Source organism: Noviherbaspirillum massiliense JC206 (genome assembly GCF_000312045.1).
In the GTDB taxonomy this organism is placed as follows: domain Bacteria; phylum Pseudomonadota; class Gammaproteobacteria; order Burkholderiales; family Burkholderiaceae_D; genus Noviherbaspirillum; species Noviherbaspirillum massiliense.
Window position 1 is genome coordinate 1,569,322 of the sequence record NZ_HE978634.1, and the last position, 25,650, is coordinate 1,594,971.

21 protein-coding genes are annotated in these 25,650 nt (G+C 62.4%); 12 read left to right on the top strand and 9 right to left on the bottom strand.

The genetic code is table 11. The features are described from left to right. The first annotated feature begins 15 nt into the window (after positions 1-15). The 4 genes from HGHM_RS07775 to HGHM_RS07790 all read left to right on the top strand — a co-directional run bounded on the left by HGHM_RS07775 (position 16) and on the right by HGHM_RS07790 (position 3,882). Positions 16-831, top strand: coding sequence for an HpcH/HpaI aldolase/citrate lyase family protein (locus tag HGHM_RS07775; protein WP_019140952.1), 816 nt, complete (start codon positions 16-18; stop codon positions 829-831). A 390-nt stretch (positions 832-1,221) separates the two neighbouring features. After that, the gene (locus HGHM_RS07780) at positions 1,222-1,689 is read left to right on the top strand and encodes a Dps family protein (RefSeq protein ID WP_019140953.1); all 468 of its coding nucleotides are present in this window, start codon (positions 1,222-1,224) and stop codon (positions 1,687-1,689) included. Between the two features lie 256 nt (positions 1,690-1,945). Then, a complete protein-coding gene (locus HGHM_RS07785; protein ID WP_019140954.1) occupies positions 1,946-2,599 on the top strand; it encodes a c-type cytochrome in 654 nt (217 codons plus the stop codon). Further along, positions 2,596-3,882: a c-type cytochrome gene (locus HGHM_RS07790; protein WP_019140955.1), complete on the top strand. Its 1,287-nt coding sequence runs from the start codon at positions 2,596-2,598 to the stop codon at positions 3,880-3,882. The genes HGHM_RS07785 and HGHM_RS07790 overlap by 4 nt, the downstream gene beginning before the upstream one ends. Before the next feature lie 70 nt (positions 3,883-3,952). On the opposite strand, the gene HGHM_RS07795 is transcribed toward HGHM_RS07790, so the two are convergent. The 5 genes from HGHM_RS07795 to HGHM_RS07820 form a co-directional block, all read right to left on the bottom strand. Then, on the bottom strand, positions 3,953-4,483 hold the full coding sequence (locus HGHM_RS07795) for a hemerythrin domain-containing protein (protein WP_081583551.1): 531 nt from the start codon (positions 4,481-4,483) through the stop codon (positions 3,953-3,955). A 270-nt stretch (positions 4,484-4,753) separates the two neighbouring features. After that, complete coding sequence (locus tag HGHM_RS07805) at positions 4,754-5,923, bottom strand: CaiB/BaiF CoA transferase family protein (RefSeq protein ID WP_026075807.1); 1,170 nt, start codon at positions 5,921-5,923, stop codon at positions 4,754-4,756. A gap of 18 nt (positions 5,924-5,941) precedes the next feature. Then, complete coding sequence (locus HGHM_RS07810) at positions 5,942-7,093, bottom strand: acyl-CoA dehydrogenase family protein (protein ID WP_019140958.1); 1,152 nt, start codon at positions 7,091-7,093, stop codon at positions 5,942-5,944. 21 nt (positions 7,094-7,114) lie between these two features. Further along, positions 7,115-9,256 (bottom strand): 3-hydroxyacyl-CoA dehydrogenase NAD-binding domain-containing protein, encoded by a 2,142-nt coding sequence (locus HGHM_RS20975; protein WP_051155321.1) that lies wholly within the window; start codon positions 9,254-9,256, stop codon positions 7,115-7,117. A gap of 35 nt (positions 9,257-9,291) precedes the next feature. Next, positions 9,292-10,497: an acetyl-CoA C-acetyltransferase gene (locus HGHM_RS07820; protein ID WP_019140960.1), complete on the bottom strand. Its 1,206-nt coding sequence runs from the start codon at positions 10,495-10,497 to the stop codon at positions 9,292-9,294. Positions 10,498-10,681: 184 nt separating this feature from the next. On the opposite strand from HGHM_RS07820, the gene HGHM_RS23145 reads away from it, so the two are divergent. Next, positions 10,682-11,323: a TetR/AcrR family transcriptional regulator gene (locus tag HGHM_RS23145; RefSeq protein ID WP_019140961.1), complete on the top strand. Its 642-nt coding sequence runs from the start codon at positions 10,682-10,684 to the stop codon at positions 11,321-11,323. A 153-nt stretch (positions 11,324-11,476) separates the two neighbouring features. Here the strand turns inward: HGHM_RS23145 and HGHM_RS07830 are convergent, their stop codons facing one another. Continuing rightward, positions 11,477-12,172 carry a VIT1/CCC1 transporter family protein gene (locus HGHM_RS07830; RefSeq protein ID WP_019140962.1) on the bottom strand — a complete coding sequence of 232 codons (696 nt, stop codon included), beginning with the start codon at positions 12,170-12,172 and terminating at the stop codon, positions 11,477-11,479. A gap of 838 nt (positions 12,173-13,010) precedes the next feature. On the opposite strand from HGHM_RS07830, the gene HGHM_RS07835 reads away from it, so the two are divergent. Next, positions 13,011-13,988 (top strand): hypothetical protein, encoded by a 978-nt coding sequence (locus HGHM_RS07835; RefSeq protein ID WP_019140963.1) that lies wholly within the window; start codon positions 13,011-13,013, stop codon positions 13,986-13,988. Positions 13,989-14,127: 139 nt separating this feature from the next. Here the strand turns inward: HGHM_RS07835 and HGHM_RS07840 are convergent, their stop codons facing one another. Together HGHM_RS07840 and HGHM_RS07845 are read right to left on the bottom strand one after the other, a co-directional pair. Next, complete coding sequence (locus HGHM_RS07840; protein ID WP_034348882.1) at positions 14,128-14,544, bottom strand: hypothetical protein; 417 nt, start codon at positions 14,542-14,544, stop codon at positions 14,128-14,130. A 27-nt stretch (positions 14,545-14,571) separates the two neighbouring features. Continuing rightward, complete coding sequence (locus HGHM_RS07845) at positions 14,572-15,393, bottom strand: OBAP family protein (RefSeq protein WP_019140965.1); 822 nt, start codon at positions 15,391-15,393, stop codon at positions 14,572-14,574. 249 nt (positions 15,394-15,642) lie between these two features. On the opposite strand from HGHM_RS07845, the gene HGHM_RS07850 reads away from it, so the two are divergent. Then, entirely contained in the window at positions 15,643-17,394 is a 1,752-nt protein-coding gene (locus HGHM_RS07850) for an autotransporter assembly complex protein TamA (protein WP_019140966.1), read from the top strand. Then, complete coding sequence (locus HGHM_RS07855; RefSeq protein ID WP_019140967.1) at positions 17,394-21,353, top strand: translocation/assembly module TamB domain-containing protein; 3,960 nt, start codon at positions 17,394-17,396, stop codon at positions 21,351-21,353. The genes HGHM_RS07850 and HGHM_RS07855 overlap by 1 nt, the downstream gene beginning before the upstream one ends. Before the next feature lie 107 nt (positions 21,354-21,460). Here the strand turns inward: HGHM_RS07855 and HGHM_RS07860 are convergent, their stop codons facing one another. Further along, positions 21,461-22,399, bottom strand: coding sequence for a cation diffusion facilitator family transporter (locus tag HGHM_RS07860; protein WP_019140968.1), 939 nt, complete (start codon positions 22,397-22,399; stop codon positions 21,461-21,463). A 451-nt stretch (positions 22,400-22,850) separates the two neighbouring features. On the opposite strand from HGHM_RS07860, the gene HGHM_RS07865 reads away from it, so the two are divergent. From HGHM_RS07865 to HGHM_RS22245, 4 genes are all read left to right on the top strand, one after another. Continuing rightward, positions 22,851-23,507 carry a pentapeptide repeat-containing protein gene (locus HGHM_RS07865; RefSeq protein WP_218918036.1) on the top strand — a complete coding sequence of 219 codons (657 nt, stop codon included), beginning with the start codon at positions 22,851-22,853 and terminating at the stop codon, positions 23,505-23,507. A gap of 148 nt (positions 23,508-23,655) precedes the next feature. Then, the gene (locus HGHM_RS07870) at positions 23,656-24,159 is read left to right on the top strand and encodes a hypothetical protein (RefSeq protein WP_019140970.1); all 504 of its coding nucleotides are present in this window, start codon (positions 23,656-23,658) and stop codon (positions 24,157-24,159) included. Positions 24,160-24,325: 166 nt separating this feature from the next. Then, positions 24,326-24,544, top strand: coding sequence for a YegP family protein (locus HGHM_RS07875; RefSeq protein ID WP_020693833.1), 219 nt, complete (start codon positions 24,326-24,328; stop codon positions 24,542-24,544). 199 nt (positions 24,545-24,743) lie between these two features. Continuing rightward, the gene (locus tag HGHM_RS22245; protein WP_245549186.1) at positions 24,744-25,640 is read left to right on the top strand and encodes an SGNH/GDSL hydrolase family protein; all 897 of its coding nucleotides are present in this window, start codon (positions 24,744-24,746) and stop codon (positions 25,638-25,640) included. Positions 25,641-25,650 lie beyond the last annotated feature (10 nt).

Here is a 25,650-nt window from a genome sequence, read left to right on the forward strand (position 1 = left end):
AGCGAGGAGAGGGCGATGCAAGAACATATTCCGCGGTCTTACCTGTTCGTTCCCGGCGACCGCCCGGAGCGCTATGCCAAGGCGCTGGCAAGCGGCGCGCATGCGGTGATCGTCGATCTCGAAGATGCAGTCCCGATCAGCGGCAAGGCTGCGGCGCGCGAGGCGCTGGCTGCTTTCCTCAATCCGGCTTCACCGGTGCTGATACGGATCAATGGCGCGCAGACGGAGTGGTTCCGGGACGATCTCGAACTGTGCAGCCATCCGGGCGTGGCCGGGATCATGCTGCCGAAGTGCGAGCGCACCGGCGAAGCGGAACTGGTCGCCGAATGCCTGCGGGATGAGCAGGCCCTGCTGCCGATCATCGAGAGCGCGCACGGCTTCAGCAATGCCCTGGAGATCGGCAAGTGCGCCAAGGTGTCTCGCCTCATTTTCGGCGCCCTCGATTTCCAGGTCGACCTTGGCATATCCGGTGATGGCGAGGAACTGCTGTATTTCCGTTCCCAACTGGTGCTGGCCTCGCGGATGGCAGGCATAGGTGCACCGGTCGACGGGCCGACCACCGTTCTCGACAATGAGGAAGCCATTCGGGCTGAAACCTTGCGTGCGCGGCGCATCGGCTTCGGAGGGAAACTCTGCATCCATCCGAAGCAGGTGGTCGTCGTGAATGAATGCTTCCGCCCGACTGCCGAGGAAGTGGCATGGGCCACACGCGTGATGGATGCAAGCTCGGGTGCGCAGGGTGCAGCCGTCGCGGTGGATGGCAGGATGGTGGACCGGCCGGTGATCCTGAAAGCGGAAGCGATTCTTGCCGAAACGCGGCGGCCGGTATAAGCAGCAAGCGCGCGCAACAGAAGGCAGTCTGCATGGGAGGCTTGCCTGATGGAGCGGGGCAAGGATATTTCATGCGCCACCGTCCCGCTCAACCAAGCGCGGAATCATTCGGGTGGAGTGCGTGAAGCAGGCACACAAGCGCTCAGGTCCGGCCAAGCATTGCTCCTCAAGACCTTCATTGGTAATTGCGCGCTGCCGCGCCGGACAAAAACTCGCCGCGATTATAAAATTGACACCTGTTTGGACTAGGGTTGGGCAAGAAGTTTCCCTGCTGCACCCGGCACTTGTTTTGCTTGCAGGCGCGTTGTTGACGCTCTGTCTACATGCGTGAGCTTGCGAAAAGGCTCGTGCAATCGCATCCGTTCAACTCAGCTTAAAGGTGAAATCGCTATGGAAATCAATCTTGGAATCGATGAAAAGGATCGCGCAGCGATCGTGGAAGGATTGTCGCGCCTGCTGGCCGATACCTATACGCTGTACCTGAAGACCCACAATTACCACTGGAACGTGAAGGGGCCGATGTTCCAGACCCTGCACCTCATGTTCGAGCAGCAATATACCGAGCTTGCAGCAGCAGTGGACCTGATCGCCGAACGTATCCGCGCACTCGGCTTTCCGGCACCCGGTACCTACGCCGCGTTCAGTCGTCTGAGCCAAATCAAGGAAGTCGAAGGCGTGCCGAAAGCGGAAGAGATGATCCGCGACCTGATCAACGGCCAGGAAACGGTGGTGCGTACTGCGCGTTCCATCTTCCCGACCGCGGAAAAGGCGAACGATGAACCGACTGCGGACTTGCTGACCCAGCGCATGCAGGTGCATGAGAAAACCGCCTGGATGCTGCGCAGCCTCTGCGAATAAGGCTTGCGTCGCTGCCCTGAGAGGGGTGGCGCGGCTGTGAAGTTGATAAGCTTCCGTCGCAGCCAATCACCGGCAGTCCGCGGCCGCAATGCGCCCGGCGCCGGCAACTCGGCTGCATGAAGAAACTGGCCGCCGCAGGCGGCCGCGATAAAACGATTTCCCTGCGCAAGTAGAAGGTGCGCACCCCGGCATGTTCATATTCCAACCAATAAAAAGACTTCTGCCTGCCATCTGTGCAGGCCTTGTCACGAGCGCGATGGCGCAACCCGTTCCCGATACCACTGCCCAGCGCGTGACCGCCTGCACTGCATGCCATGGCAAGGAAGGGCGGGCCACCAGTGACGGCTATTTCCCGCGTATCGCGGGCAAGCCGGCCGGCTACCTGTACAACCAGTTGCTGAATTTCCGCGAAGGTCGCAGGCAGTATCCGCTGATGACCTACATGGTGGCGCACCTGTCCGACGATTACCTGCGGGAGATCGCGGCCTATTTTTCGAGTCTGCATCCGCCGTATCCCGCGCCGCAGCCTGTGAATGCTTCGCAGGCGGTGCTCGACCGCGGGCGCATGCTGGTGACCTCCGGCGATGCGTCGAAACAGGTTCCGGCTTGTATTTCCTGCCATGGCAAGTCGCTGACGGGCGTGGCGCCCGCGATTCCCGGCCTGATCGGCCTGCCGCGCGATTATCTGAATGCGCAATTCGGCGCATGGAAGAGCGGAGCCCGCCATGCCGCGGCACCGGATTGCATGGGGCAGATCGCTACAAGACTGACGCTCGAAGACATCAGCGCCGCATCGACCTGGCTTGCTGCCCAGCCGGTTCCTTCCGACGCGGCACCGCTGGCTGCAGCCAGTGAAAAGCTGCCGATGGAATGCGGCAGCGTGGCCCAGGCTGAAGGGGGGCGGCAATGAAGCGCATTCTGCTCATTCTGCTTTTCCTGGTCGCGGCAGGCCTCGCTGTCATCGCAGGCATGGAGTGGCGCAACGAACTCGCGTCGCGCGAACAGGCTCCTCCCGTCGCCGATGCGGCGCAGCAGATTGCGCGCGGCGCCTACCTTGCCCGCGCCGGCGATTGCATGGCCTGCCATACCACGCGCGGCGGAGCGCCCTTTGCTGGCGGAAGGACAATACAGACCCCGTTCGGCAGCATCGTCTCTTCCAACATCACGCCCGATCCCGAGCATGGGATCGGCAGCTGGACTGCGGACGATTTCTGGCGCGCGATCCACAACGGCAGATCGAAGGATGGCAAGTTCCTGTATCCGGCCTTTCCCTATCCGAACTATACGAAGGTAACGCGTGCCGATGCGGACGCACTGTTCGCCTATCTCAGGACTGTCACGCCCGCGGCACAACCGAGTCAGGAACATGCGCTGCGCTTTCCCTTCAATCAGCGCATCCTGCTGGCTGCCTGGCGCACCCTGTATTTCAAACCCGGGACCTACCAGCCGCAGGCCTCGCAAAGCGCCGAATGGAATCGCGGCGCCTATCTGGTGCAAGGCCTGGGCCACTGCAATGCCTGCCACACCAACCGCAACGTGCTTGGCGCGACCGAAACCAGCGGTGACCTGGCCGGCGGGCTGATCCCGATGCTCAACTGGTATGCGCCTTCGCTCACTTCGGATGCGGAAGCGGGGTTGGGCGGATGGGAAGTGCAGCACATCGTCCAGCTGCTGAAAACCGGTGTCTCGCCGCGCAGCACCGTGTTCGGTCCGATGGCCGAGGTGGTGCGCGAAAGCCTGCAGCACCTTGACGAAAGTGATATCCGTGCGATGGCGGTCTATCTGAAATCCCTGCCGCAGGGAGATCCGCCGGTGAAGCCGGACACGGGAAGGCTGAGTCCGGCCGAATCCGAGCGTGTCCTGAAACTCGGTGGTGAGCTCTATGAGAAGCATTGTGCGGAATGCCACAAGAGCGACGGCAAGGGGGCGCCGCCGGCGTATCCGCCGCTGGCAGGCAACCGCACGGTGAGCACGCCGCTGGCGACCAATCCGATCCGCATCGTGCTCAATGGCGGCTTCCCGCCCAGCACCGGCGGAAACCCGCGTCCCTATGGCATGCCGCCCTTCAGCCAGGCGCTGAACGATGCGGAAGTGGCAGCCGTAGTCTCCTATATCCGCAGTGCCTGGGGCAATCGGGCGGATCCGGTGACGACTTTCGAAGTCACCCGTTACCGCAGCGTGCCGGCGGACTGAGGGTGAAGGACGGGCTGCATGCCGGCTCGGCGCCGGCATGCAGAGGGATGCGCAAGTGCGAAGATGCCGTTCAGGTGCTGCGCCGCCCCGTCACGTCGCGGCGCTCTGTGGCCTGTGCCTGGGCTGCGACCGCATTGGCTTCGAAGGCCTGCATCTCCAGTCCCATCGCTTCCATGTCGATGTTCGCCTTCTGGATCGCCGGGAACAGCTGGTGTTCCTCGATCTCGATATGCTGGACGATGGCATCGCGCAATTGCTGGAACATGCGCTGGCACTGTGGATCGCTTGGATTCATGCCCTTGAGCTGATGCACCATCTGGTCGGTCTGCTCATGCTGGTCCTTGCACTGGTCGACCAGCCCCGGATCGATGTTCTGGACGCGCGGATAGAAGGTTGCTTCCTCCATCGATGAATGCATCTCGAGCGCGATCAGTATCTGCTTGCCAGCCTGCTCCCTGACCGCCTGATCCTGCGTGTTCATATAATGCTCGAACAGCTTTTTCACGTAGTTGTGGTCCTTCTCCAGTGCCTGCAGGGGCTGGTTGACTGGAAAGCCGCCGCTGCTGCGTTCAGCAATAGGATCGCCCATGTCTGTAATCATTCTTTCCTCCGTCGTGCCGCCGGGCGGCAAAAATTAAAATCCGGAAATCGGCGCGGCCATCCATGCGGCGCGCCGGAATTGCACTGCGTCGGTTTGATGCGGATCAGCCAACGGAATTCCGCGAAGGCCGGATGATTGAAAAATAAAAATACAGTGGAAATGCTTTCCGGTTTTTCCGGAAGTCATTGTTGAATCCCTCGCTGCCATGCGGAAGCAGCGAGGAAAGGGATGACGACGGGGAATGGGATGGACAGTCTTCCCGCTTATGACTCAATTGATTGCCTGTGCCGCTCTCAGCTCGGCAATGCGCTCGGCATTGAAACCCCAGGCTGCGAGCACACGTTCCGTATCGGCGCCCGGCGCTGATGCGGGTTCCGGCTTCTCCGCCGGCGTGCGGCTGAAGCGCGGTGCGGGAGCGGGCTGCGTCACTCCTGCGATGTCGATAAACGTGGCACGCGCCTGGTTGTGCGGATGCTGTGGCGCCTCGTCCATGTCGAGTACCGGCGCAAAGCAGGCGTCGCTGCCTTCCAGCAGTGCGCACCACTCATCGCGGGTGCGCTTCCGGAAAATGGCGGCCAGTGCCTGCTTGAGTTCCGGCCAGCGACGCGGATTCATCTGTTCCTGCAGCTGCTTCAGAAGACCTTCGTCCTCGATGCCTATGCGTTCGAGCAATTGCGCATAGAACTGCGGTTCGATCGCGCCGATGCTGATGAATTTGCCGTCTGCGCATGCATAGCAGTCGTAGAAGTGGGCAGCACCGTCGAGCAGGTTGGATTCGCGCCTCGTCGTCCACATGCCCGCCGCCTTCATGCCGTACATCATCGTGCCCAGCAGTGCGGAGCCGTCCGTCATGGCAGCATCCACTACCTGGCCCTTGCCAGAGCCTTGCGCCTCGAGCATGGCGCAGACCATGCCGAAAGCCAGCAGCAAGCCTCCGCCCCCGAAATCGCCTACCAGGTTGAGCGGCGGGGGCGGCGGCTCGCCGCGCCGACCGATCGCATGCAGCATGCCGGACAGCGCCACGTAATTGAGGTCGTGTCCGGCAGCATGCGCAAGCGTGCCACCCTGTCCCCAGCCGGTCATGCGCCCATACACCAGCTTCGGATTGGTCTTCAGGCAGGCATCAGGGCCGAGTCCGAGGCGTTCCATCACGCCCGGACGAAATCCCTCGATCAGTGCATCAGCGCGAGATATCAGGTCGAGCGCGGCGCGCTTGCCCGCGGGATTCTTCAGGTCCAGTGCCGCCGAAGGGCGGCCTCGCGCCAGCACGTCGAATTCCGGAGGAATGGTGCCGATGCCGGCCTTGCGTGCGCTGGGCCCGGGCTTCTGGTCTATGCGGATGACTTCCGCGCCCATGTCGGCGAGCATCATCGCGCAAAAGGGGCCAGGGCCGATACCCACGATTTCAACGACTTTCAAGCCTTGCAGTGGTCCGCCCATGGCCGCTCCTCACCGTGCTTACAGCGCACGTGCAATCAATTCCTTCATCACTTCATTCGCGCCGCCATAGATGCGGCCGACACGCACATCCGCATAAAGGCGGGCAATCGGATACTCATTCATGTATCCGTAGCCGCCATGCAGTTGCAGACATTCATCGACCACGCGGCATACCTGATCGGTGGCCCAGCATTTCGCCATCGAGGCTTCCGACGCGCTCAGATTGCCGCCGAGATGTTTTTCGACGCATTCGTCGACGAAGGCGCGCGTCACGCGGGACAAGGTTTCGCACTCCGCCAGCTTGAAGCGGGTGTTCTGCATGTCCATCAGCGCCCGGCCGAAGACCTTGCGCTCCTTCACATGTGCCAGCGTGAGGGAGATCGCATACTCCATCTGAGCCTGCGCACCGACTGCAATGGCCAGCCGTTCCTGCGGCAATTGCTGCATCAATTGTATGAAGCCGTAGCCTTCGCCGCCGAGCAGGTTTTCCGCCGGGACCCGAGCATCTTCGAAGAACAGTTCCGACGTGTCCTGTCCCTTGAGGCCGATCTTGTCGAGCACACGCCCGCGCGAAAACCCCGGGGTCTTTGCGGTTTCGACGACGATCAGGGAAACGCCTTTGGCGCCCGCGTCCGGATCGGTCTTGACCACGACGATCACGAGGTCGGCCTGGCTGCCATTGGTGATGAAGATCTTGGAGCCGTTCAGAACATAGTGCTCGCCGTCGCGCACGGCGCGGGTCCGGATGCCCTGCAGGTCGGAGCCGGCCGCCGGTTCGCTCATCGCGATGGCACCTACCATTTCGCCTGTGCACAGCTTCGGAAGCCAGCGCTGCTTCTGCCCTTCGTTGCCGTAGGCCAGCAAATAATGCGCGACGATGGTGCCATGTACCACCTGCCCGAAGCTGCTGCAACCGATATAAGCCAATTCCTCGGAAACGACTGCCTCGTGCGCGAAGCTGCCGCCGCTGCCGCCGTAGGCTTCCGGGATGCTGGGGCAGAGCAGACCCATTTCGCCAGCCTTGTTCCAGAAGCTGCGGTCGACATGGTGCTGCTGCATCCAGCGCGCGTCATTCGGCACGATTTCCGCTGCGAAGAAGCGGCGCACCGCATCGCGGAACATCGACAGGTCATCGTTTTCCCAGCGCGGGCGTCTTGTCGGATAGGACATGGAAATCTCCCTTATGTATGGTCAGGCAGAGGCCGATTTGTCGCCAGGCTGCCAGCCGACGGGCAGGGAAGGCGGCGCGAAGCGCGGGCCGAATTCCTCCGCCAGTGCGTGCGCCCGTTTCGAAAATTCCTGCAGGCCCTGCGCTTCGATGAAGCGGTAGGCGCCGCCGGTCCATGCCGGGAAGCCGATGCCGAAGATTGAACCGATATTCGCATCGTGCCCGCTGCGCAGCACGCCCTCCGCCAGGCAGCGCAGCGTTTCGACCGCCTGGCGATAGAGGATGCGGTCGCGCAGCTTGTCGAAGTCATAGGACACACGCGGCTTTTCGAACACTTCCTTCAGGCCCGGCCACAGGCGCTTCTTCTCGCCCTGCGGGTAATCGTAGAAACCGCCGCCCGCAGCGCGTCCGGCGCGCTTGAATTCCTTCACCATGCGCTCGATCAGCGCTTCGCCCGGCTGCTTCACATAGGTCTTGCCTTCCGCCGCGAGGTCGGCCATGGTCTGCTCCATTACATGCAGCGACAGCGACAGCGAGGTTTCATCGATGACTGCCAGCGGGCCGACCGGCATGCCGGCGGCAAGTGCCGCATTCTCGATCACCGAGGCGGGGATGCCTTCCTCCAGCATCGCCGCGCCCTCCATGACGAAGGTGCCGAAGGTGCGGCTGGTGTAGAAGCCGCGCGCATCGTTGACCACGATCGGCGTCTTGCCGATCTGAAGGACATAGTCATAGGCATGGGCCAGGGTTTCCTCCTCGGTCTCCTTGCCGACGATGATTTCCACCAGCTCCATCTTGTCCACCGGGGAAAAGAAGTGCAGTCCGATGAATTTTTGCGGCCTGGCGGAGGCTTTCGCCAGCCCGGAAATGGGCAGGGTGGAGGTGTTGGAGGCAAAGAAGCCGCCGGCGGCAAGCATGGGCTCGGATTCGCGCGTGACCTGGGCCTTGAGCTCACGCTTCTCGAACACGGCTTCGATGATCAGATCGCAGCCTTGCAAATCTTCCGCCTTGTCGGTCGGAAGGATGCGCGCCAGGATATCAGCTTGCCGCTCGGGGCTCATCGCGCCTTTCGCCACGCGCTTGTCGGTCAGCTTCTTCGTGTATGCCTTGCCTTGTTCCGCCTTTTCAAGCGATACATCCTTGAGCACACACTCGACGCCGCGATTCGCATTGGCATAGGCGATGCCGGCACCCATCATGCCTGCGCCAAGGATGCCGACCTTGCTTGCCTTCCATTTCGGAATGCTCCTGGGGCGGGACATGCCGCTCTTGATTGCATTCCGGTCGAAGAACAGGTGGATCAGGTTGGTCGTGACCGGATGCGTGAGCAGTGAGCAGAACGCGCGCGACTCCAGCCGCAGCGCGGTGTCGAAATCCACTTGCGCGCCTTCGACGGCGCAGGCAAGGATGGCTTCCGGTGCCGGCATCAGGCCGCGCGTCTTCTGACGCAGCATGGCTGGCGCTACGCTCAGTGCCGGCGCGATCTTCGGAGAAGATGGCGTCCCACCGGGAATCTTGTAGCCTTTCTCGTCCCATGGCTGCACCGCGTTCGGATGTGCGGTGATCCATTCACGCGCGGCGGCGAGCATGGCGGCTTCGTCGGCCGCCAGTTGCACCAGGCCGAGCCTCGACGCATCCGCCGGCTTCATGATCTTGCCTTCGAGCAGATAAGGCAGGCCTTCCAGCAGGCCGAGCAGGCGCACGGTTTTCGTCACGCCGCCAGCCGCCGGCAGCAGGCCGAGGGTCACTTCAGGCAGGCCGAGCTGGGTCTTCGGATTGTCGATGGCGATGCGGTGATGCGCGGTCAGCGCAATTTCCCAGCCGCCCCCAAGCGCCGTGCCGTTCACGCAGGCGACAACCGGGCGGCCGAGCTTCTCCAGACGGCGCATCTGCGCCTTCATCCTTTGCACGTCGTCGAAGACTTTCGCAGCATCTACCGGCCCGTGCTCCAGCATTTCCTTCAGGTCGGCGCCGGCAAAGAAGGTGTCCTTGGCCGAGCGCAGCAGTACCCCGCGTATCGCATCCCGGTCCGCTTCCAGCCGGTCGAGTGCTTGCGCGAGGTCCTCCTGCCATTGCTGGCTCATGGTGTTGACGGCCGCATCCGGCGCGTCGAATGTGAGGGTGGCGATCCGGTCGCCGTCGATTTCGTATCGAATGGTTTTCATGTTTTCCGCTCCGTTGAAGGCCTGCGCTTCGCGCATTACAGCCGTTCGATGATGGTGGCAATGCCCATGCCGCCACCCACGCACAGGGTGACTAGGCCGTAACGCAACTGACGCCGCTCGAGTTCGTCGAGCAGGGTCCCGATCAGCATGGCGCCGGTTGCGCCGAGCGGATGGCCGAGCGCGATGGCGCCGCCGTTGACATTCACTTTTTCATGCGGGACGCCGAACTCTTTCATGAAGCGCATCGGCACCGCGGCAAATGCCTCGTTCACCTCGAACAGGTCGATCTGGTCGATGCTCATTCCGGCCTTCGCCAGCGCCTTGCGCGTGGCCGGCATCGGACCCGTCAGCATGATGGTGGGATCGGAGCCGGCGAGGGCTGTGGCGACGACGCGGGCACGCGGCGTCAGGCCGAGTTCGCGGCCGATGCGTTCGCCGCCGATCAGCACCGCCGCTGCGCCATCGACGATGCCGGAGGAATTGCCTGCGGTGTGCACGTGGTCGATGCGTTCGACCTGCGGGTACTTGCGGATGGCGACCGCATCGAAGCCCATCTGGCCCATGGCTTCGAAGGAAGGCCTGAGCTTGCCGAGACCATCCATGCTGGACTCGGGCTTGATGAATTCATCCTGCGATAGGATGGTCAGGTCGCTGGCATCGGTTACCGGCACCACCGAGCGCTTGAAGCGCCCCTCGGCACGCGCTGCCGCAGCGCGACGCTGGGATTCCAGCGCATAGGCATCGATATCGGCACGTGAAAATCCTGCCAGCGTGGCGATCAGGTCCGCGCCTATGCCTTGCGGCAGGAAGTCGGTGGCGAGATTGGTCTGCGGGTCCAGCGCCCACGGGCCGCCATCGCTGCCCATCGGCACGCGCGACATGGACTCGACGCCACCTGCCACCACCAGGTCTTCCCAGCCGGAGCGCACCTTTTGCGCCGCGATATTGACGGCTTCCAGGCCGGATGCGCAGAAGCGGTTGAGCTGCAGGCCGGAGGCATTCCAGTCCCAGCCGGCGGCAAGCGCCGCGGTCTTGGCAATGCAACCGCCCTGGTCGCCGACGGGTGTGACGCAGCCCATCACCACGTCGTCCACCCGTGCCGTATCGAGTTTCGTGCGCTCTTCCAAGGCGCGCAGCAGGTTAGCCAGCAGGCTGATCGGCTTGACTTCATGCAGGGAGCCGTCGGCCTTTCCCTTGCCGCGCGGCGTGCGCAGCGCTTCGTAAATGATTGCTTCGCTCAAGATGTGTCTCCTCCATTTTCTGCCTGGCGCGGGTCCGGATACGGATGATAGGTCAGATGACCTAATGCGGCGATGGTACACCGCGCAAACCGAAAGTCAAGAAGCTTGTATTGTCTTAATAGGTCATTTGACCTATCCTTGCGAATGCCGGCATGTGTCGCCGTTCCAAGCCAGTCAGGGAAGCATGAAGAAAGCCAGGTCCACGCCGCTCGAAGGCAAGATTTCACAGACGACCGATCGCGGCCATGCGCGGGCAAGCGAGATCCTCGCCGCTGCCCACGAAGTGTTCGTGCGCGATGGTTACGGGGGCTTTTCGGTACGCAGCGTCGCGGCGCAGCTCGGGATGAGCTTGAGCAACATCCAGCACTATTATCCGAGCAAGGATCACCTGGTCCAGGCCATGCTGCTGTCGGCTGCCGCGCGCTACCAGACAGTAATCGATGAAATCGTTGCCGGCATGCCGGAGGCTTCGCAACTCGAGCGCTTCATGGCCGCGATGGAAATGTTTCTGGCGGATGCAAGGCAGCCGATGGTGGGCCGCACCCTGGTACAGATGTGGGCCGCCGCCCTGGTCGATCCGCTGGCTGCCAAGACACTTGCCAAGATCCAGCGACGTGAACGGAAAACCATTCTCGAGCTGATACGCGGAATTTCATCGGAATTGTCGGATGCGGAATGCGAAGCGCGCGCGGCGCTCATCGTCGCGCAGATCGAAGGACTGATCCTGCTCCATGCCGGCAACCGCATCACGCCGGTATCCGCAGCTGAACATATGGATGGGGCGGCGCGCCTGTCATTCAGGTGGCTTGCGACGCGGAAGGCATGACTCGACGGCGGCCCATTACAGACCATGCGGGAAAACAGCCGGCGTCCCGGAAGATCAATCCCGCGCGGCGGGACGCGGATCAACGAGATCCTTCTCCGGGTGAAACGCGCGCCTGCTGATGCGTTCGCAAACGCCGCGGATCCGCGGCCGGGCTTAAATCACCTTTCCGGACAGCGCGCCAATGCCCATCGTCACTCCCATTGCCAGCACGCTCCAGAACGTGACTCTGACCACGCCCTTCATCACGTTGGCGCCGCCGGCTTTGGCCGCCCAGCCGCCCAGGATTGCAAGGAAGAACAAGGACGCAAGGGAGACAAGCAGTATCAGGCGATCGGACGGCGCCAGTGCAGTGACCAATAAGGGGAGGAGGGCGCCGACTGAAAAGCTGGCGGCGGAAGCGAAGGCTGCCGGCAAAGGCCTCGCGCTCAGTGTTTCGGTAATGCCCAGTTCATCCCTCGCATGCGCGCCAAGCGCATCGTGCGCCATCAACTGGCTGGCCACCTGTTTTGCCAGCGGGCCGTCCAGGCCGCGCGCAACATAAATGCTCGTCAGTTCCTGGTGTTCGCCCTTGGGGTTTTCGGCAAGTTCGTCGCGTTCCGTCTTCAGGGCCGCTTCTTCGGTATCGGCCTGGGATTGTACAGAGACGTATTCTCCGGTGGCCATCGACATGGCTCCTGCGACCAGGCCGGCAACGCCGGTGACAAGAATGTCATGCTGGGTGGCATGGGCGGCCGCCACGCCGAGAATCAGGCTGGAAGTCGACACGATTCCATCGTTGGCCCCCAGGACGGCCGCACGCAGCCACCCCACATTTTCGAGCTTGTGCAGCTCCCGGTGACGATGCGTCATGAGTTGCATCCTTTCTTGTAGAAGACCGGAATTGAATTGCAGGGATGACTGGTCGGATATCGGAGGCATTATACGTGTCGCCCATACTGGCTGGCCCATAGCAGGTGCAAGCCGGCTCCGGCCGATCCGCTGTTCGCCCGGTTTCATCAATGCAAGCAAGCACGGCATCGCTGCCGTCCTTGCGCCTGTCATTCTGCCTGCTCGCGGCCGGTCAGGATTGCCGCGAGAGGTTTTCGCCACGTCCCAGGCTTCTCTGGGACTGCATTGAACAACCGGGGGTTGGGCGCAACCATCCTGTTTCCCGGATCCGGTGGAATTTCTGCGCGTCCTGAAACATGAGGCCCGGTTGGAAATACGGATAGGCAGGATTGCGAAGAGGAGCCCTTTGAGTGACCAATTGCGAACTTCCTGTTTGCTCCAGGAGAACCGGGCGGAAGATCAAAAGAGAGTGTCCATTGGTTAAATGGATCTCCTATTTAACATAATGCGAATTATGCGCGTTAAAGGTATGGGTCAGGCTCGGACGTTTCAGCGGGCTAAAGCCAAATACCGTCGTCCGATCAGTTCATCCGGCTGATTGCAATTGCCGCTTCAGTACCCGCAATACCAGAACACGCCGCCACATCTCATACAGAGAGAGCCGACATCAACCCACGGCCCGACCCGTGTGGCATTTATGCCGACTAGCCTGGCGCATCTCCGATGCATGCGCAGCCTTCCGGGCCGTCCTGCCTTTGGCTTTGACGATACTCAAGCTTTCCATCGCGCGCTTTCGATACGCTTGGACGACTACAACACGAATCATCAGGGAGACGACCAATGACCAAAGGCCCGATTCATGTATCAAGCATCCCTGAAAATAACAAGCATCCTTTTTTGCGGCCTGCTGGCTGCCTGCGGCGGCGGCGGCGGTGACAGCAGCGCTGCTGCGGCCAGCAACCTGAGCGCCAATCCCGCATCAGCCGACGCAAGCACCACCGGCAGTACATCCACTGGCAGCACAACCACCGGCACTACGACTACCGGCAGCACGACAACTCCCACGACAAGCCAGACCGGCAATGCCGCCAGCGTGAGCACGTCCGGCAACACGAACTCCGTCACCGTCACCCAAACCAGCAACGGCGGCAACAATACGACCACGGTACAGAGTTCCGACGGCTCCGGTCCAACGACCACCATCAACTTTTCCGCATCGGTGACCGAAGCGCCGCCGGACGGCGCGACCGTTTCGGGAGTGATCAGGATCGTGGTGCGCGGGTCCGCGATCGAAAACGTGGAGATGCTGCCGGCAACCGGCTACACGCCGATCCTGGCGACTTTCAACGTCTCGGCTGACAAGACCATGGCATGGCTGGATTTCGATACCCGCAGCTTGCCGAACGGTACCTTGCAGGTGCGGATCAGCGCCTTCAACCGAAGCGCGGGCGGCTCGGGCGGCATCGAAATCAGCGCGATGACCACGCGGAAATGGCTGATACGGAACAACGCGCCACCTGCGCCCGCGCAAATCCCGCCGGCATCCTACATGCCGGAAGTACTGGTCAGCTTCACCAACCTGCCCTATGTCGATCCGCAGCCGCTGATTGCATTGGTGCAGCGGGATGATGCAAGCTTCGACGCCATGCTGGCCAACGACTGGCCGCGGGTGGAAAGCACCATGCACCTGTATGTGCCGGCAAACGTCGTGCTCGACTTTCCCACGCCGCTTGGCTTCTACGGACCGTGGTATGACTGCCTCGGCACCCATACGCGGCCTTCATGCCGGGAAGGCATGAATTACATGATTGGATTCATGCAAAACAAGGGGGCCTGAGCAGCCAGCCGATCAATGGGCCCGGCGCAGGCTTTACGCGCCGGGAGCGGCTCGGTTGGGATGGTTTGCAAACCGAAACGGCCGGGGCAGGCACCGCCCTATTCCACCGCCAGCCAGCGGCGCTGCGTGACCCGGCGGATCAGTACGGGTCCAGCAGCGCCATCAAAGCGTAGCGTTCGCGGTCAATTTCTTTGCGCGTGCGCACGCCGAGCCGGCGCAACAGCGGCAAAGGCGGGCACCAGCCTTGCACGGCGTGCTGCAGCAGGAATGGCAGCACGATCCCCGGAACCGCCAGCCATTTCCGGTTGACAGTCAGCCCAAGCACAAGCCCTGTCAGCGCCAGCGTCGAGGCATTCATCTCGAGCACCCGTTCCACATCCCATTCCCTGTCCAGTTCCGCGATGCGGCTGCGGATGGCATCGCGTTCGCTGTCCTCGTAGCGCCGGATGTTGCGGTCCGTCCGGGCATCGATCTCGCGATTGATCCACGGAGCGGTGGAACTGCGTACCCGGTCGGCGCCGCCACGCGTCGGGTCCTCGGCAAAAGAAAGTGCCATGATGCGCTCCATAAAATGCACTGCCATCTACTTCACAGGCTGCGTATTGCCCTGCGCGCTCGCGCTCTTCTTGTCGACCACGCCCGGAATGTCCCGCGTCGGGCGGCCGAACTTGCCTTTCAGGTCATCCACGCCGGACTGCGGATGCGCCAGCTTTTGCAGGTCGGCACGCTCCCTGCGTGTCTTTGCGGTATCGATGTCCATCGCCCGGTCCCGCTTTACGATCAATCCGGGGGCGGCTTCGCCGTCGCGGCTGAACGACCAGGCCAGCATCGGGTCACCCAGCGGCAGCCTGTCTCCGGGCTGTCCCTCATGCCCGGTATTCCAGAAATGCCAGGTCTTGCCGTAGCTGTTCATCTTTTCCCGCATCAGCGACTTTTCCGCTACCCCGGGAATGCCCGGGGCCACCAACTGGCCGGACAGGATTTCCCCATTGTGCGGATGCCAGTAATTCCTTTCTTCCTGAGGCAAGGTCTCGAACAGCTTTTCCGAGATGATGTATTCGATGCCGTTCATGTTGGCCTTGCTGGTATTGCCGTCGAATAAGACGCACTGCGCAAAGTCCTGGTTCATCTGGTGGCAATAATGATGGGCTTCCATTTGCATGTCGGGCCGGTCCTTCATCGGATGAAACCCGACGAGGTAGATATCGAAGCCCTGTACCGGCGCATTGTCCTGCAGGGTTTTCGCGCCGGCTTCCAGGGTCTTCGTCTTTGCGGATTTTTCTCCGCCGGCGGGCGCGGTCTTGGGCGCAATTGCCTCCTGGGCCAGTGCCGGGCACAGAACAAAACCAGCGACGATCGCGATCAACAGACGCATTCCGGGAACGGTTTCGGCCTTGCTCATCATTATCCTTTCTCGTTATCCACGACAGCGTTGTGTTCCATCTTCAAGAAAGCCGATAATTAAGACAGCAGGCTGGCCGCGAGTTCTCGGCAGTTCTACTGCTTCATGCCGCAGGTCCGGCCGTCGACTGACCGGCAGCAAGAATGCTGCCTGGCTTTTCTGCTTAAATAGGCTGTTTGTTTTCCCTCAGGATCTTCCCGTGCTGGTGACGAATTGAGAGCGGCGTCCCACTTCCGGCGAACGCCATTGCGCATGTTGGCCGGAATCACTTGCGTGCTTTTCGGCCTGGCGAGCGCGTCGGCATCCGCAGCCTACCGGGTGGAACTCGATGCGCCCGATTCCCTGCGCAAGCTGCTGGAGGAATTCCTCGACCTGGAACGCTACAAGGACCGGGAAGACCTGAACGCCGATCAGCTCAATTTCATGGCGGCCACGGCGCCGGACCAGGTGGCGAAGCTGGCGGCGACCGAAGGTTATTTTTCGACAAAGACCACAGTCAGGGTGGATGAATCGTCCGGAAAAACGACGGTGAGGCTGGCGGTGGATGCCGGACCGCGGACGAGGGTGTCGGATGTCGGACTGCAAGTGAGCGGCGCTGCCAGCGAGGAATCGCCACGCCAGGTTGACAAGCTGCGTCAGGGCTGGTCGCTGAACCAGGGCGACCCGTTCAGGCAGCAGGACTGGGACAAGGCCAAGCAGGACGGCCTGGAAATCCTGCGCCAGCGGCGCTATGCGGCGGCACGCATTGCCGATTCGGAAGCGCGCATCCATCCGGAACGCCATGAAGCCGAGCTCTCGGTGGAATACGACAGCGGGCCGGCCTTCACACTTGGACCAGTGCAGGTCAGCGGCACCCAGCGCTATCCGCAGCGCATCATCGAAAACGTCAATCCGCTTCAGGTCGGGGAGGAATTCAGCACGGAGCGACTGCTCGAATTTCAGCGCCAGATCCTGCGCACGCCCTATTTCAGCAATGCCGTCGTGAGCATCGACCGTGATCCGGCGCACTCCGAACTTGCGCCGGTGAACGTCAACGTCACCGAATTTCCAACCCAGCGCGTGCGCGGCGGCGTGGGCTACGGCACGGATACAGGCGCGCATGTCGAAGGCCGCTATTCGCACTACAACATCTTCGGACGGGCCTGGGTGTTTGACGCGCAGACGCGACTGGAACAGCGGCGCCAGACCGGCTCGCTCGAACTGGCGATGCCGCCCGACGGTTCCGCCTTCGTCAACAGTGCCCAGGCCTCCATCGAACGCACCACGCTGGAAGGCGTCGACCTGAGCAGCCGGCGCATCGGACTGCGGCGCGCGCGCACCACCGACGAATACGACCTCGCCTTCACACTGGAATATTTCAACGACCGGCTGGAGCAGACGAGCGGCGCGGCCCTTCCATCCGACACCATCGTCCTGCCTGGCGTGCACCAGGCGCTGGTGGCCGGTTTTGCCCGCACCCATCGCCAGGTCGACAATCCGCTGTTTCCGCGCTCGGGCCATATCTCGACTTACCAGGCCGGTATCGCCGTCAAGGGTCCCCTGACGGACGAAACATTCTTCCGGCTCTACTGGCGCCGGCAGGATTTCCGGCCGGTAGGAAAAACCGATCTGGTGATCCTGCGCGGCGAACTCGGCGCCGTGATTTCCAAGGGGGGCAATGCGCAAATCCCCGCCTCGCTGCTGTTTCGCGCCGGCGGCACGGAATCGATACGCGGCTACAGCTACCAGAGCATAGGCAACGAGCAGAATGGCACCGTCTATCCGACCCGCTTTCTCGCAACCGGCAGCGTCGAATACCAGCACTGGTTCACCGCAAGCTGGGGCGGCGCCGTGTTTTACGACCTTGGCACCGCAACCGACAACTGGCCCGAGAAGCAGATCTTCCACGCGGTGGGCATCGGCGCGCGCTGGCGCAGCCCGGTAGGACGAATCAACGTCGACCTCGGCTACGGCATCCAGCGCAGCCAGATCCGGCCGCATCTTTCCCTCGGCGTGGCGTTCTGATGGCAGAAAAGACTCCCTCCAGACAAGATGAAAAGGCGAGCGCTCCGCGCCCCAGCCGTATCCTGCGCGCACTCGCATGGACCATAGTCACGCTGCTGGTGCTGATCCTGCTGCTTGCCGGACTGATACTGGGCGCGGTCTCGACGGAGACCGGCACCCGCCTGCTGTGGCGGGCTGCGACTCGGGCGCTGCCGGACCGGCTGTCGGGAGAGTTCGCCGGCGGCAGCCTGACGAGAGGAATCGAGCTGCGCAATGTCGGCTACCGGGATGCGACGAAACAAGTCCGGATAGACTCCGTGAACGGAGGCTGGGATCTGTCGTTCTCTCCCCTCGCCCTGACGGTAAATTACCTACGCACAGGCGACGTCGACGTCACGCTTCTCCCCTCGCCGCCAACGCCGCGCACGCCCACAAGCCTGCCGGACCAGATCACCCTGCCGCTGGCGATCGACCTGCAGCAGCTCAGCGTCAAACAAGTCCTGATCCACAAGGAAGAGTCCACCACCGAGTTGCGCGACATCCTGCTCAGGGCCGGCTCGGACCGCATGCAGCACAGGATCGATCTCGACAACGCCGTTACGCCTTACGGAACCTTGCGCGCCTCCTTGCGCTTGAATGGAAAGCGGCCATTTGCCACCAGCGGTTCGGTCAGCATGAACGGCCCGATCCGCGACGAGTCTTATCGCGCGGCTGCGCAGCTTTCCGGCAGCCTGCAGCACCTCGGTGTGCGACTCGATGTGATGGGGGACAGGCTTGCCGGCAATGCGGACATTGATGCCACGCCCTTCGATCCGGTTCCTTTCCGGCGTGCCCTGCTCCATGTGGCGCATCTGAATCCCCGCCTTTTCACCCCGGGCGCGCCGCAGGCTGACCTCGATATCCGTGCCGCGCTGGAGCCGGTTACCGGCAGCGGGCAAGCGGCAAGCCCGCAGGCGTTCGCAGTCGCCGGGCCGGTGTCGATCAGCAATGCGCGCCCCGGCACGCTCGATGCGCAATTGCTGCCGCTGGCCTCGGCCAGTGCCGATGTGCGACTCGACACCGAGCAACAGCAACTCTCCCGGCTGCAGATCAGGCTGCGCGGCGGCGCGAGCCTGGACGGCGGCGGCGAACTGCGCGGCAATGGCCAGGGGCGTTTCACCCTGCGTGCGAGCGGACTGGACCTGCATGCGCTGCATGCAAAACTGAAGACTACGCGGCTCGACGGCCCGCTCTCCATTCGGGTCGACGGAACCACCCGGGACATCAGCCTCGATCTTGCCGGGCCGGAGTTGTCTGCAAAGGCGGATGCACGGCTGACACCGCAGCAGATCGAACTGCAGGCGGCGCAACTCAAGTCCGGACCGGCGCAGCTGAAGTTGAGCGGCAGCCTGTCGCGCGACCAGCAATCGGCATATGCATTCAAGGGCAGCTTGTCCGATTTCAATCCTGCACACTTCCTTGCCACCATGCAGCCGAAAGGCGCGCGCGGCAAGTCTGGCAAACAGCTGCCGGACACCCGCATCAACATGAATTTCTCCGCGCAAGGCAAGCTGCAGCCGGAACTGAGCGCACAATTGCAGTTCGCCATCCGCGACAGCATGTACGCCAGTCTGCCGATGACCGGCGCCGGCACGGTGCATCTCGCGGGCAAACGCCTGCTGCCTAGCGATGCGAATCTGTCGATCGCCGGCAACCAGCTCCGGCTCAAGGGCAGCTTCGGCGCGCCGGGCGAGCGGATGGATTTCAATATCGATGCGCCGGCGCTCGATCGCCTGGGTTTCGGCTTGTCCGGCCTGCTGCAGGCGCAGGGCCGCCTGGGCGGCACGCTACAGCGCCCGGTAGTCGATGCCGACTACCGCGCCGAGCGGATCGCATTCGGCGAGCACCGGCTGGCGCAACTGTCCGGGCAGGCCCATCTGAACGGCGTTCCGGGCGAAGCGCCGGATGCGCGCGTGGCGCTGGGACTGGAAGCACGGGGCTTGCAAAGCGGCGAGATCCGTCTGGACAAGTTCACGGCCGACATCAGCGGCACCTATGCCAGCCACACGATCGGGCTGCATGCGAACGGCCGCCTGCGCGGCCAGGTCGTCGCTCTCAGTCTTTCCGCACAGGGCCGGCTGCGGGATTCGGCGCAGGGCTTGGCCTGGGACGGCATGCTGCGCAAGCTGGAAAACCGCGGCATTCCGCGCCTCGTGATGGAGGCGCCACTGACGCTCAGCGTGGCGCAGAACCGGATCGAGCTCGGCGCCACCCGGCTGGAAGTCGAGCAGGCACGCATCGACCTGAAAGGCCTGCGCTATGACGACGGCCAACTGCGCTCGGAAGGCGCGTTCAGCGCACTGAATATCGGCCGTCTGCTTGCGCTGCGGCGCGAGCTGACTGGCGCCGAGCCGCCATTCCAGACCGACCTGGCGCTCGACGGCAGCTGGAATGTCACGCTCGGCGACTCTGCCGCCGGATTCGTTCGCATCGACCGGCGCGGCGGCGACATCGCGATACCGACTGGCGCCGGCGAAAGCAGGCTCGGCTTGAATACCCTGTCATTGCGTGCCGACATGGAAGCGAATCGCGTCATGCTGAATGCGGACATCAATGCCACACGCATCGGCAGCCTGAAGGGCCAGGGACGGCTCACCCTGCAGCAGTCCGGCGGTCGGCTCACGCTCACGCCTGGCGCGCCGGTTTCCGCCGAAGTCACCGGCACCATACCGAAGCTGCAGTCCATCGCTTCCCTCGCCGGCCCGCGTGTCGCGCTCGATGGCAGCGCCGCGATCAACCTGAATGTCGCCGGCACCCTGGGCGATCCGGTCCTTTCCGGCACTGTGGCCGGCGACAATCTTGCGCTGACCCTGTTCGACCAGGGCGTCCGTCTGCATGACGGCATCGCCCGCATCACACTGGACAACAATATCGTCGAACTGCGCCAGGTGGAATTCCGTGGCGGCGACGGCACCCTGCGCGCCAGCGGCCGGATTCCGATCGACGAAAACAGTCCCGACATCAAGGCCAGCATCGTCGCCGACAAGCTCCAACTCCTCGCCAGCCCTACCGGCCAGCTCACCCTGTCCGGCCAGGCGGGCGTGTCGAACGTCGGCAGGCAGTTGCGGATCAATGGCGGCTTCACTGTCGATCATGCCTTGTTCAACCTGCGTGAAAAAAGCGCGCCGAAGCTGGGCGACGATGTCATGATCGTGCGCGGCGACACGCCGCAGAATGCGGGCGGCATGTCGAAGACGAGCGCGAAGGCAGCGGGCCCGTTTTCTCCCGTCGTGGATATCGAGGTCAATCTCGGCCGTGATTTCCGCTTCGAGGGATCGGGCGCGAACGTGCGCCTTGCGGGCACGATCGCAGTGCAAAGCGTTCCCGGTGAGGCTCCGCAGGCGAAAGGCACGGTGCGGGTGGTCGAAGGCAGTTACGAAGCGTTCGGCACCAAGCTGGCGATTGAGCGCGGCGTGATCACCTTCCAGGGACCGCTCGGCAATCCCAGCCTGAACATCCTCGCCATGCGCCGCGACCAGGAGGTTGCGGCCGGCGTGCAGGTTACTGGCACGGTGCAGCAGCCACGGGTGGAACTCGTATCCGAGCCCAATGTCGCGGACGAGCAGAAACTGTCCTGGCTGATTTTCGGCCGCGGCGGCGGCAGCAGCGAACAGGGCCAGGCACAGGCGGCCGCCCGGGGAGCGGCGACCGGTCTGCTCAACAAGTTCGGCGGCGAACGCATCGCCAAGGGCCTCGGGCTCGATCAGCTCTCGATCGGCACAAGCGAATACGGGCAGACGACGCAGCAGGTGGTCAACCTCGGCAAGGAAGTCTCGGACCGACTGACAGTGGGCTACGAACAAAGCCTGACCGGCGCGGCCGGCGTGCTGAGGCTGACCTATGAATTGTCACGACACTGGTCGGTGGTGGTGCGCGGCGGGACGATTGGAGGGCTGGATGTGTTTTTCAACCAGCGGTTTGATCGGATTAGGGGGAGGTAGAGGAAGATTCAGTTGTCATGCCTGTGCATGCGGAAATCCGGCGTTCCCCATGTACTCAAAACTCCATTCGCACATGCATTCGCTGACCTAACAATCGAAAGTCGGCCCTAATGCCGATGCGCATGCCCTTCCCCCGGCCCACCCGGAAAATGCTCTTCCCTGTCCGCCTCCTCGCAGGGCTCCAGCTCGCATTGCACCGTGATATGCGAAATTCCGAACTTCTCGTTCACCCTCCTGCGCATCGCATCGAGGACGTCAGCTGCCACCATTCTCTCGTCGTACACCGCATGCACGGTCAGGCTGACCTTACCGCTGCCGATGGACCAGATGTGCAGGTCGTGGATGCTGGTGACGCCGGGCGTGGCGAGCAGCGCCTGCTCGACTTCTGCCATGTCGATTTCTTCCGGCACGCCTTCGAGCAGGATGTGCAGGCTGGACTTGAGCAGGCTCCAGGTGCGCGGCAGCACCCATAGGCCGATGCCGACGGCGATGGCGGAATCGACCCAGGTCCAGCCGGTGGTGCGGATGATGATGGCGCCGATGATGACGCCGACGGAGCCGAGCATGTCGCTCCATACTTCGAGATAGGCGCCCTTGATGTTGAGGCTTTCTTCCTTGCCGCCGCTCAGGAAGCGCATGCTGACGAGGTTGACGACGAGCCCGAGCGCAGCGATCGCCAGCATGCCTGTGGAGTGCACTTCCGGAGGATGCTTCAGGCGCAGCCAGGCTTCGTAGACGATGTAGATGGCGACGGCGAACAGCAGCAGCGCGTTGAAGGCGGCGGCGAGGATTTCGAAGCGGTAGTAGCCGAAGCTGCGCTGGCGGTCCGCGGGTTTCTTGCCGATCTGGTTCGCCGCGAGGGAAATGGCGAGCGCGGCCGCGTCGGTGAACATGTGGGCCGCATCGGAAATCAGGGCAAGGCTGCCTGTGACGAAGCCGCCGATGACTTCGGCGAGCATGAATCCGGTGGTCAGTGCGAAGGCGATCCAGAGAGAACGTTCGTTGCGCTTGTCCGCATGGTGATGATGGTGGTGTCCTGCACTCATGGCTTTCCTGTTATCACAACTGCGAGCCTGCTTCAGGCCGCCGCCGAAGATCTCGATCTGGAGCGGGCAAAGTCGGCATCATAAACATTCATATGCGGCTCGTCATTCATGCTGCGGGAACGGACACCGAAGCCCGTGGGCCGCCAAAAACCGGAGAGGACGTGGTTTAAGGATCGCCTTCAGAGTGATGACTGGCAAGTTTATTTCGCGCATTGTTGATGGCTGTTCATGTCACGCGCTTTTTTGCCTTTGCGAGAACCGTTCCAGTAAAGGCAAGCGCGAATCGCGGAACCGTTTCCGGAAAAACAGACCAAACTGCATCAGATGGGATCAAACGTTCTTGCGGTCCGATGCGATGAAGAACACCCGGCACCGCTTTCGCCGGCAGCCGCATTATCAGCGGAAACCTGCCGCGCAGCTACAGCGATTAATTCGAGAAAGGATGTGCCTAATGTCTCTTTCACTTCGTTCCTGTGCGCTCGCTTGCATGCTTGCGCTGCCTGCGTCCGCCAATCTGGCGGGCGCCCTCGATGCCGTCGGCGGCGTCCGGGAAGTCGGCAATTGCGCCATACGCCCCGGCACGCTGTGCGCCGACATGAATCTGGAAGGCGCGGACCTGCAAAACGCCGACCTCTCCAATTCCCAGTTCACGCGGTCCAAGATGGCCGCCGTGAACCTGCAGCGCGCAGATCTCGAAAGCGCGAACCTGGAGTCGGCGGACCTTGCCAAGTCCGATCTGAGCCGGGCAAGCATGAAAGGCGTCAGCCTGCGTGATGCCATCCTGAGAGAAGCCGATCTGAGCGGCGCGAAAATGCAGGAAGCGAATCTGCAGAATGCGCGACTCGGGCAGGCGAAGCTGAGCGAAGCGGTCATGAACCAGGCCAATCTTTACACGGCTGAACTTCCGGGCGCGAACCTTGAAAACGCGCAGCTGGAGCGCGCCGACCTGCGCTCGGCCAACCTGAAGGGGGCGATGCTTGCCGGCGCCAATTTGCGCGCCGCGATACTTACCAATGCCGATCTGACGAATGCCGATCTTAGCGGGGCGAACCTGGAACTGGCCGATCTGAAAGGCGCGTTGACGGATGGATGCAAGGGGTGCCCGTGAATGCGCCTTCACAGGAGGAGTCCGAACCTGGGGCTGCCTGCAATGATGCAAGACAAGGCGCAGGCTGTCGATCGATTGCTTGCGAGTGTGCGTGGCACGAGATCAGTCCTTCCCGGCAGGCCGTTCCATACCTGACTGACGATCCAACATGAGATTCCTGCTGCGCGTTGCTGCCGCCATCCATTTTCTGATCAGCGCCTTCTTTGTCTGCGCCTGCCTCGTACTGATCTACATTGCCGTGGCGACCGGTGCGGCTGCCCTGGAGTCCGGTCCCACCGTGCAGGCGGCGCAAGGCGTGATCGAGGCAATCGGCCTGTTGTCCGTGGCAGTGGTGGCCCTGCAGATCGCGCAGACCATAGGCGAGGAAGAAGTCGTTCGCGAGGCGCATGTCAGCGCGCCCACGCGCGTGCGCCGCTTCCTGTCGCGCTTCATGGTCGTGGTAGTGGTGGCAATCGCCATCGAAGGGCTGGTCGCGACCTTCAAGGCCTTGCATGAAAATCCGGCGCAGCTTCCGCACGCTGCAACCATCCTGTTCTCGGTCGGCGTCGTGCTCGCCGGATGGGGCGCGTTCATCTGGTTCAACCGCAGCGCCGAGGAGCTCGAACCGGAAGCGATGCAGCAGGCGAAGAACGAGGACAAGAAGCTCAGGTAAGAGCTTCGATCGCAAAACACTCTCAGGGCCGATCCCCGCTGCCGGCGCGGCTGTCAGCAATTTGCCGCGGATTCCGGATTGCGTTCTTGCATCCTTTTCCGCAGCACACTAGCATGCATGTTCAGGCTTGAAATCCAGGGACATCTGCAGGAAAAGGAAGGAACAAGTGCATTACGAGATTTACAAGGATCTCCAGCAGCAGTGGCGCTGGAGGATTATCGATTCGCGCAGTCGGGTCGCAGCGACGAGCAGTGACGCTTACGAGAAACGGGAAGATGCGCTGCGCAGCCTCATGCAGATTCGACAGCATGCGGCCAGTGCCCAGATCTATGACCATTCGCTCAACAAATGGCTGGGGACGATGGAAACCAGCAACGAGGAATAGCGAAATGATCTTCCATTAAGAATGCCGCCACCTCAGGCGGCATGTTTGTTTTCATATCGGCAATTTGCCTAAAAGTTGATGGACATCCGCAACTCCGGCAGCATCATTTTATTCCCCAAAGGAACTATTTCTTGAAGGCAAGCTCCTAACGGTCTCTTGTACGCAAGTACCCGAAGTCACCGTTTCCGAGGAGCCTGCCTTGTTCATCCTGCATAAATCATCTTTTTACAAGACCACCCACGTCTGCCTTGCTACTGTACTCATGCTCGCCGCCTGCGGCGGAGGTGGCGGAGGCGGCAGCAATTCCACTGCCTCCGATGTCGCTGCCGGCTCCTCCAGCCTGCATTCCGGAGAGGCCGAGCCGGCATCGTCCACGCCGGATACCGCATCGCCCGGCACGGCCGCTCCGCAAGTTCCGACACCCGCACCCTCGACCTCCGACCCGACCCCTCCACCTGCACCTGCCCCGGCCACACCTCCGGCTTCCACTACGCCCGCGCCGGTATCCAGGCTGATCGAGTATTACGGCGATTCGACTGTGTACGGCTATGAGACCGGAAAAGGCGGACAGGTCGCCGAACCCGCGCCTGCAGCCTTTGCCAAGGCCCTGCCCGCTTCCGCCAATTACCAGGTGCGCAATGAGGGCGTGAGCGCCACCACTGCCTGCCAGCTCCTCAATGGCACCGACGGTGTGCATCCGGCATGGAGCAAGCAGATGGCATCTTCAAAAGCGTCCTACGTCATCATCAATCATGCGATCAACGACGAATGGCGCGAAGACCTGGCGACCTACAAATCCTGCATGCGCCAGCTGGCCCAGACCGCGAAGCAGTACGGCAAGCAGGCGATCTTCGAAACGCCGAACCCGACCCAGGATACCGGCGGCTCGCTCGATCCCTACACCCAGGGCATGAAGGATGTGGCAGCACAGGAAAACCTGCCGGTCATCGACCAGCACGCTTACCTGATGAACTACCTGAACGGCAAGGATCCGCACACCATCTGCCCGGACGGCCTGCATCCGACCCAGCAGGTTTACATCATGAAGGGACAGTATGCGGCGAGTGCGTTCGTGAAGCTTTTTCCGGGGAATTGAATGGGGGGAT

Coding starts and splice junctions, on each gene's coding strand:
- HGHM_RS07775 (WP_019140952.1), top strand. CDS start 16: ATGCAAGAACATATTCCGCGGTCTTACCTGTTCGTTCCCGGCGACCGC.
- HGHM_RS07780 (WP_019140953.1), top strand. CDS start 1,222: ATGGAAATCAATCTTGGAATCGATGAAAAGGATCGCGCAGCGATCGTG.
- HGHM_RS07785 (WP_019140954.1), top strand. CDS start 1,946: ATGGCGCAACCCGTTCCCGATACCACTGCCCAGCGCGTGACCGCCTGC.
- HGHM_RS07790 (WP_019140955.1), top strand. CDS start 2,596: ATGAAGCGCATTCTGCTCATTCTGCTTTTCCTGGTCGCGGCAGGCCTC.
- HGHM_RS07795 (WP_081583551.1), bottom strand. CDS start 4,483: ATGATTACAGACATGGGCGATCCTATTGCTGAACGCAGCAGCGGCGGC.
- HGHM_RS07805 (WP_026075807.1), bottom strand. CDS start 5,923: ATGGGCGGACCACTGCAAGGCTTGAAAGTCGTTGAAATCGTGGGTATC.
- HGHM_RS07810 (WP_019140958.1), bottom strand. CDS start 7,093: ATGTCCTATCCGACAAGACGCCCGCGCTGGGAAAACGATGACCTGTCG.
- HGHM_RS20975 (WP_051155321.1), bottom strand. CDS start 9,256: ATGAAAACCATTCGATACGAAATCGACGGCGACCGGATCGCCACCCTC.
- HGHM_RS23145 (WP_019140961.1), top strand. CDS start 10,682: ATGAAGAAAGCCAGGTCCACGCCGCTCGAAGGCAAGATTTCACAGACG.
- HGHM_RS07830 (WP_019140962.1), bottom strand. CDS start 12,172: ATGACGCATCGTCACCGGGAGCTGCACAAGCTCGAAAATGTGGGGTGG.
- HGHM_RS07835 (WP_019140963.1), top strand. CDS start 13,011: ATGTATCAAGCATCCCTGAAAATAACAAGCATCCTTTTTTGCGGCCTG.
- HGHM_RS07840 (WP_034348882.1), bottom strand. CDS start 14,544: ATGGCACTTTCTTTTGCCGAGGACCCGACGCGTGGCGGCGCCGACCGG.
- HGHM_RS07845 (WP_019140965.1), bottom strand. CDS start 15,393: ATGATGAGCAAGGCCGAAACCGTTCCCGGAATGCGTCTGTTGATCGCG.
- HGHM_RS07850 (WP_019140966.1), top strand. CDS start 15,643: ATGTTGGCCGGAATCACTTGCGTGCTTTTCGGCCTGGCGAGCGCGTCG.
- HGHM_RS07855 (WP_019140967.1), top strand. CDS start 17,394: ATGGCAGAAAAGACTCCCTCCAGACAAGATGAAAAGGCGAGCGCTCCG.
- HGHM_RS07860 (WP_019140968.1), bottom strand. CDS start 22,399: ATGAGTGCAGGACACCACCATCATCACCATGCGGACAAGCGCAACGAA.
- HGHM_RS07865 (WP_218918036.1), top strand. CDS start 22,851: ATGTCTCTTTCACTTCGTTCCTGTGCGCTCGCTTGCATGCTTGCGCTG.
- HGHM_RS07870 (WP_019140970.1), top strand. CDS start 23,656: ATGAGATTCCTGCTGCGCGTTGCTGCCGCCATCCATTTTCTGATCAGC.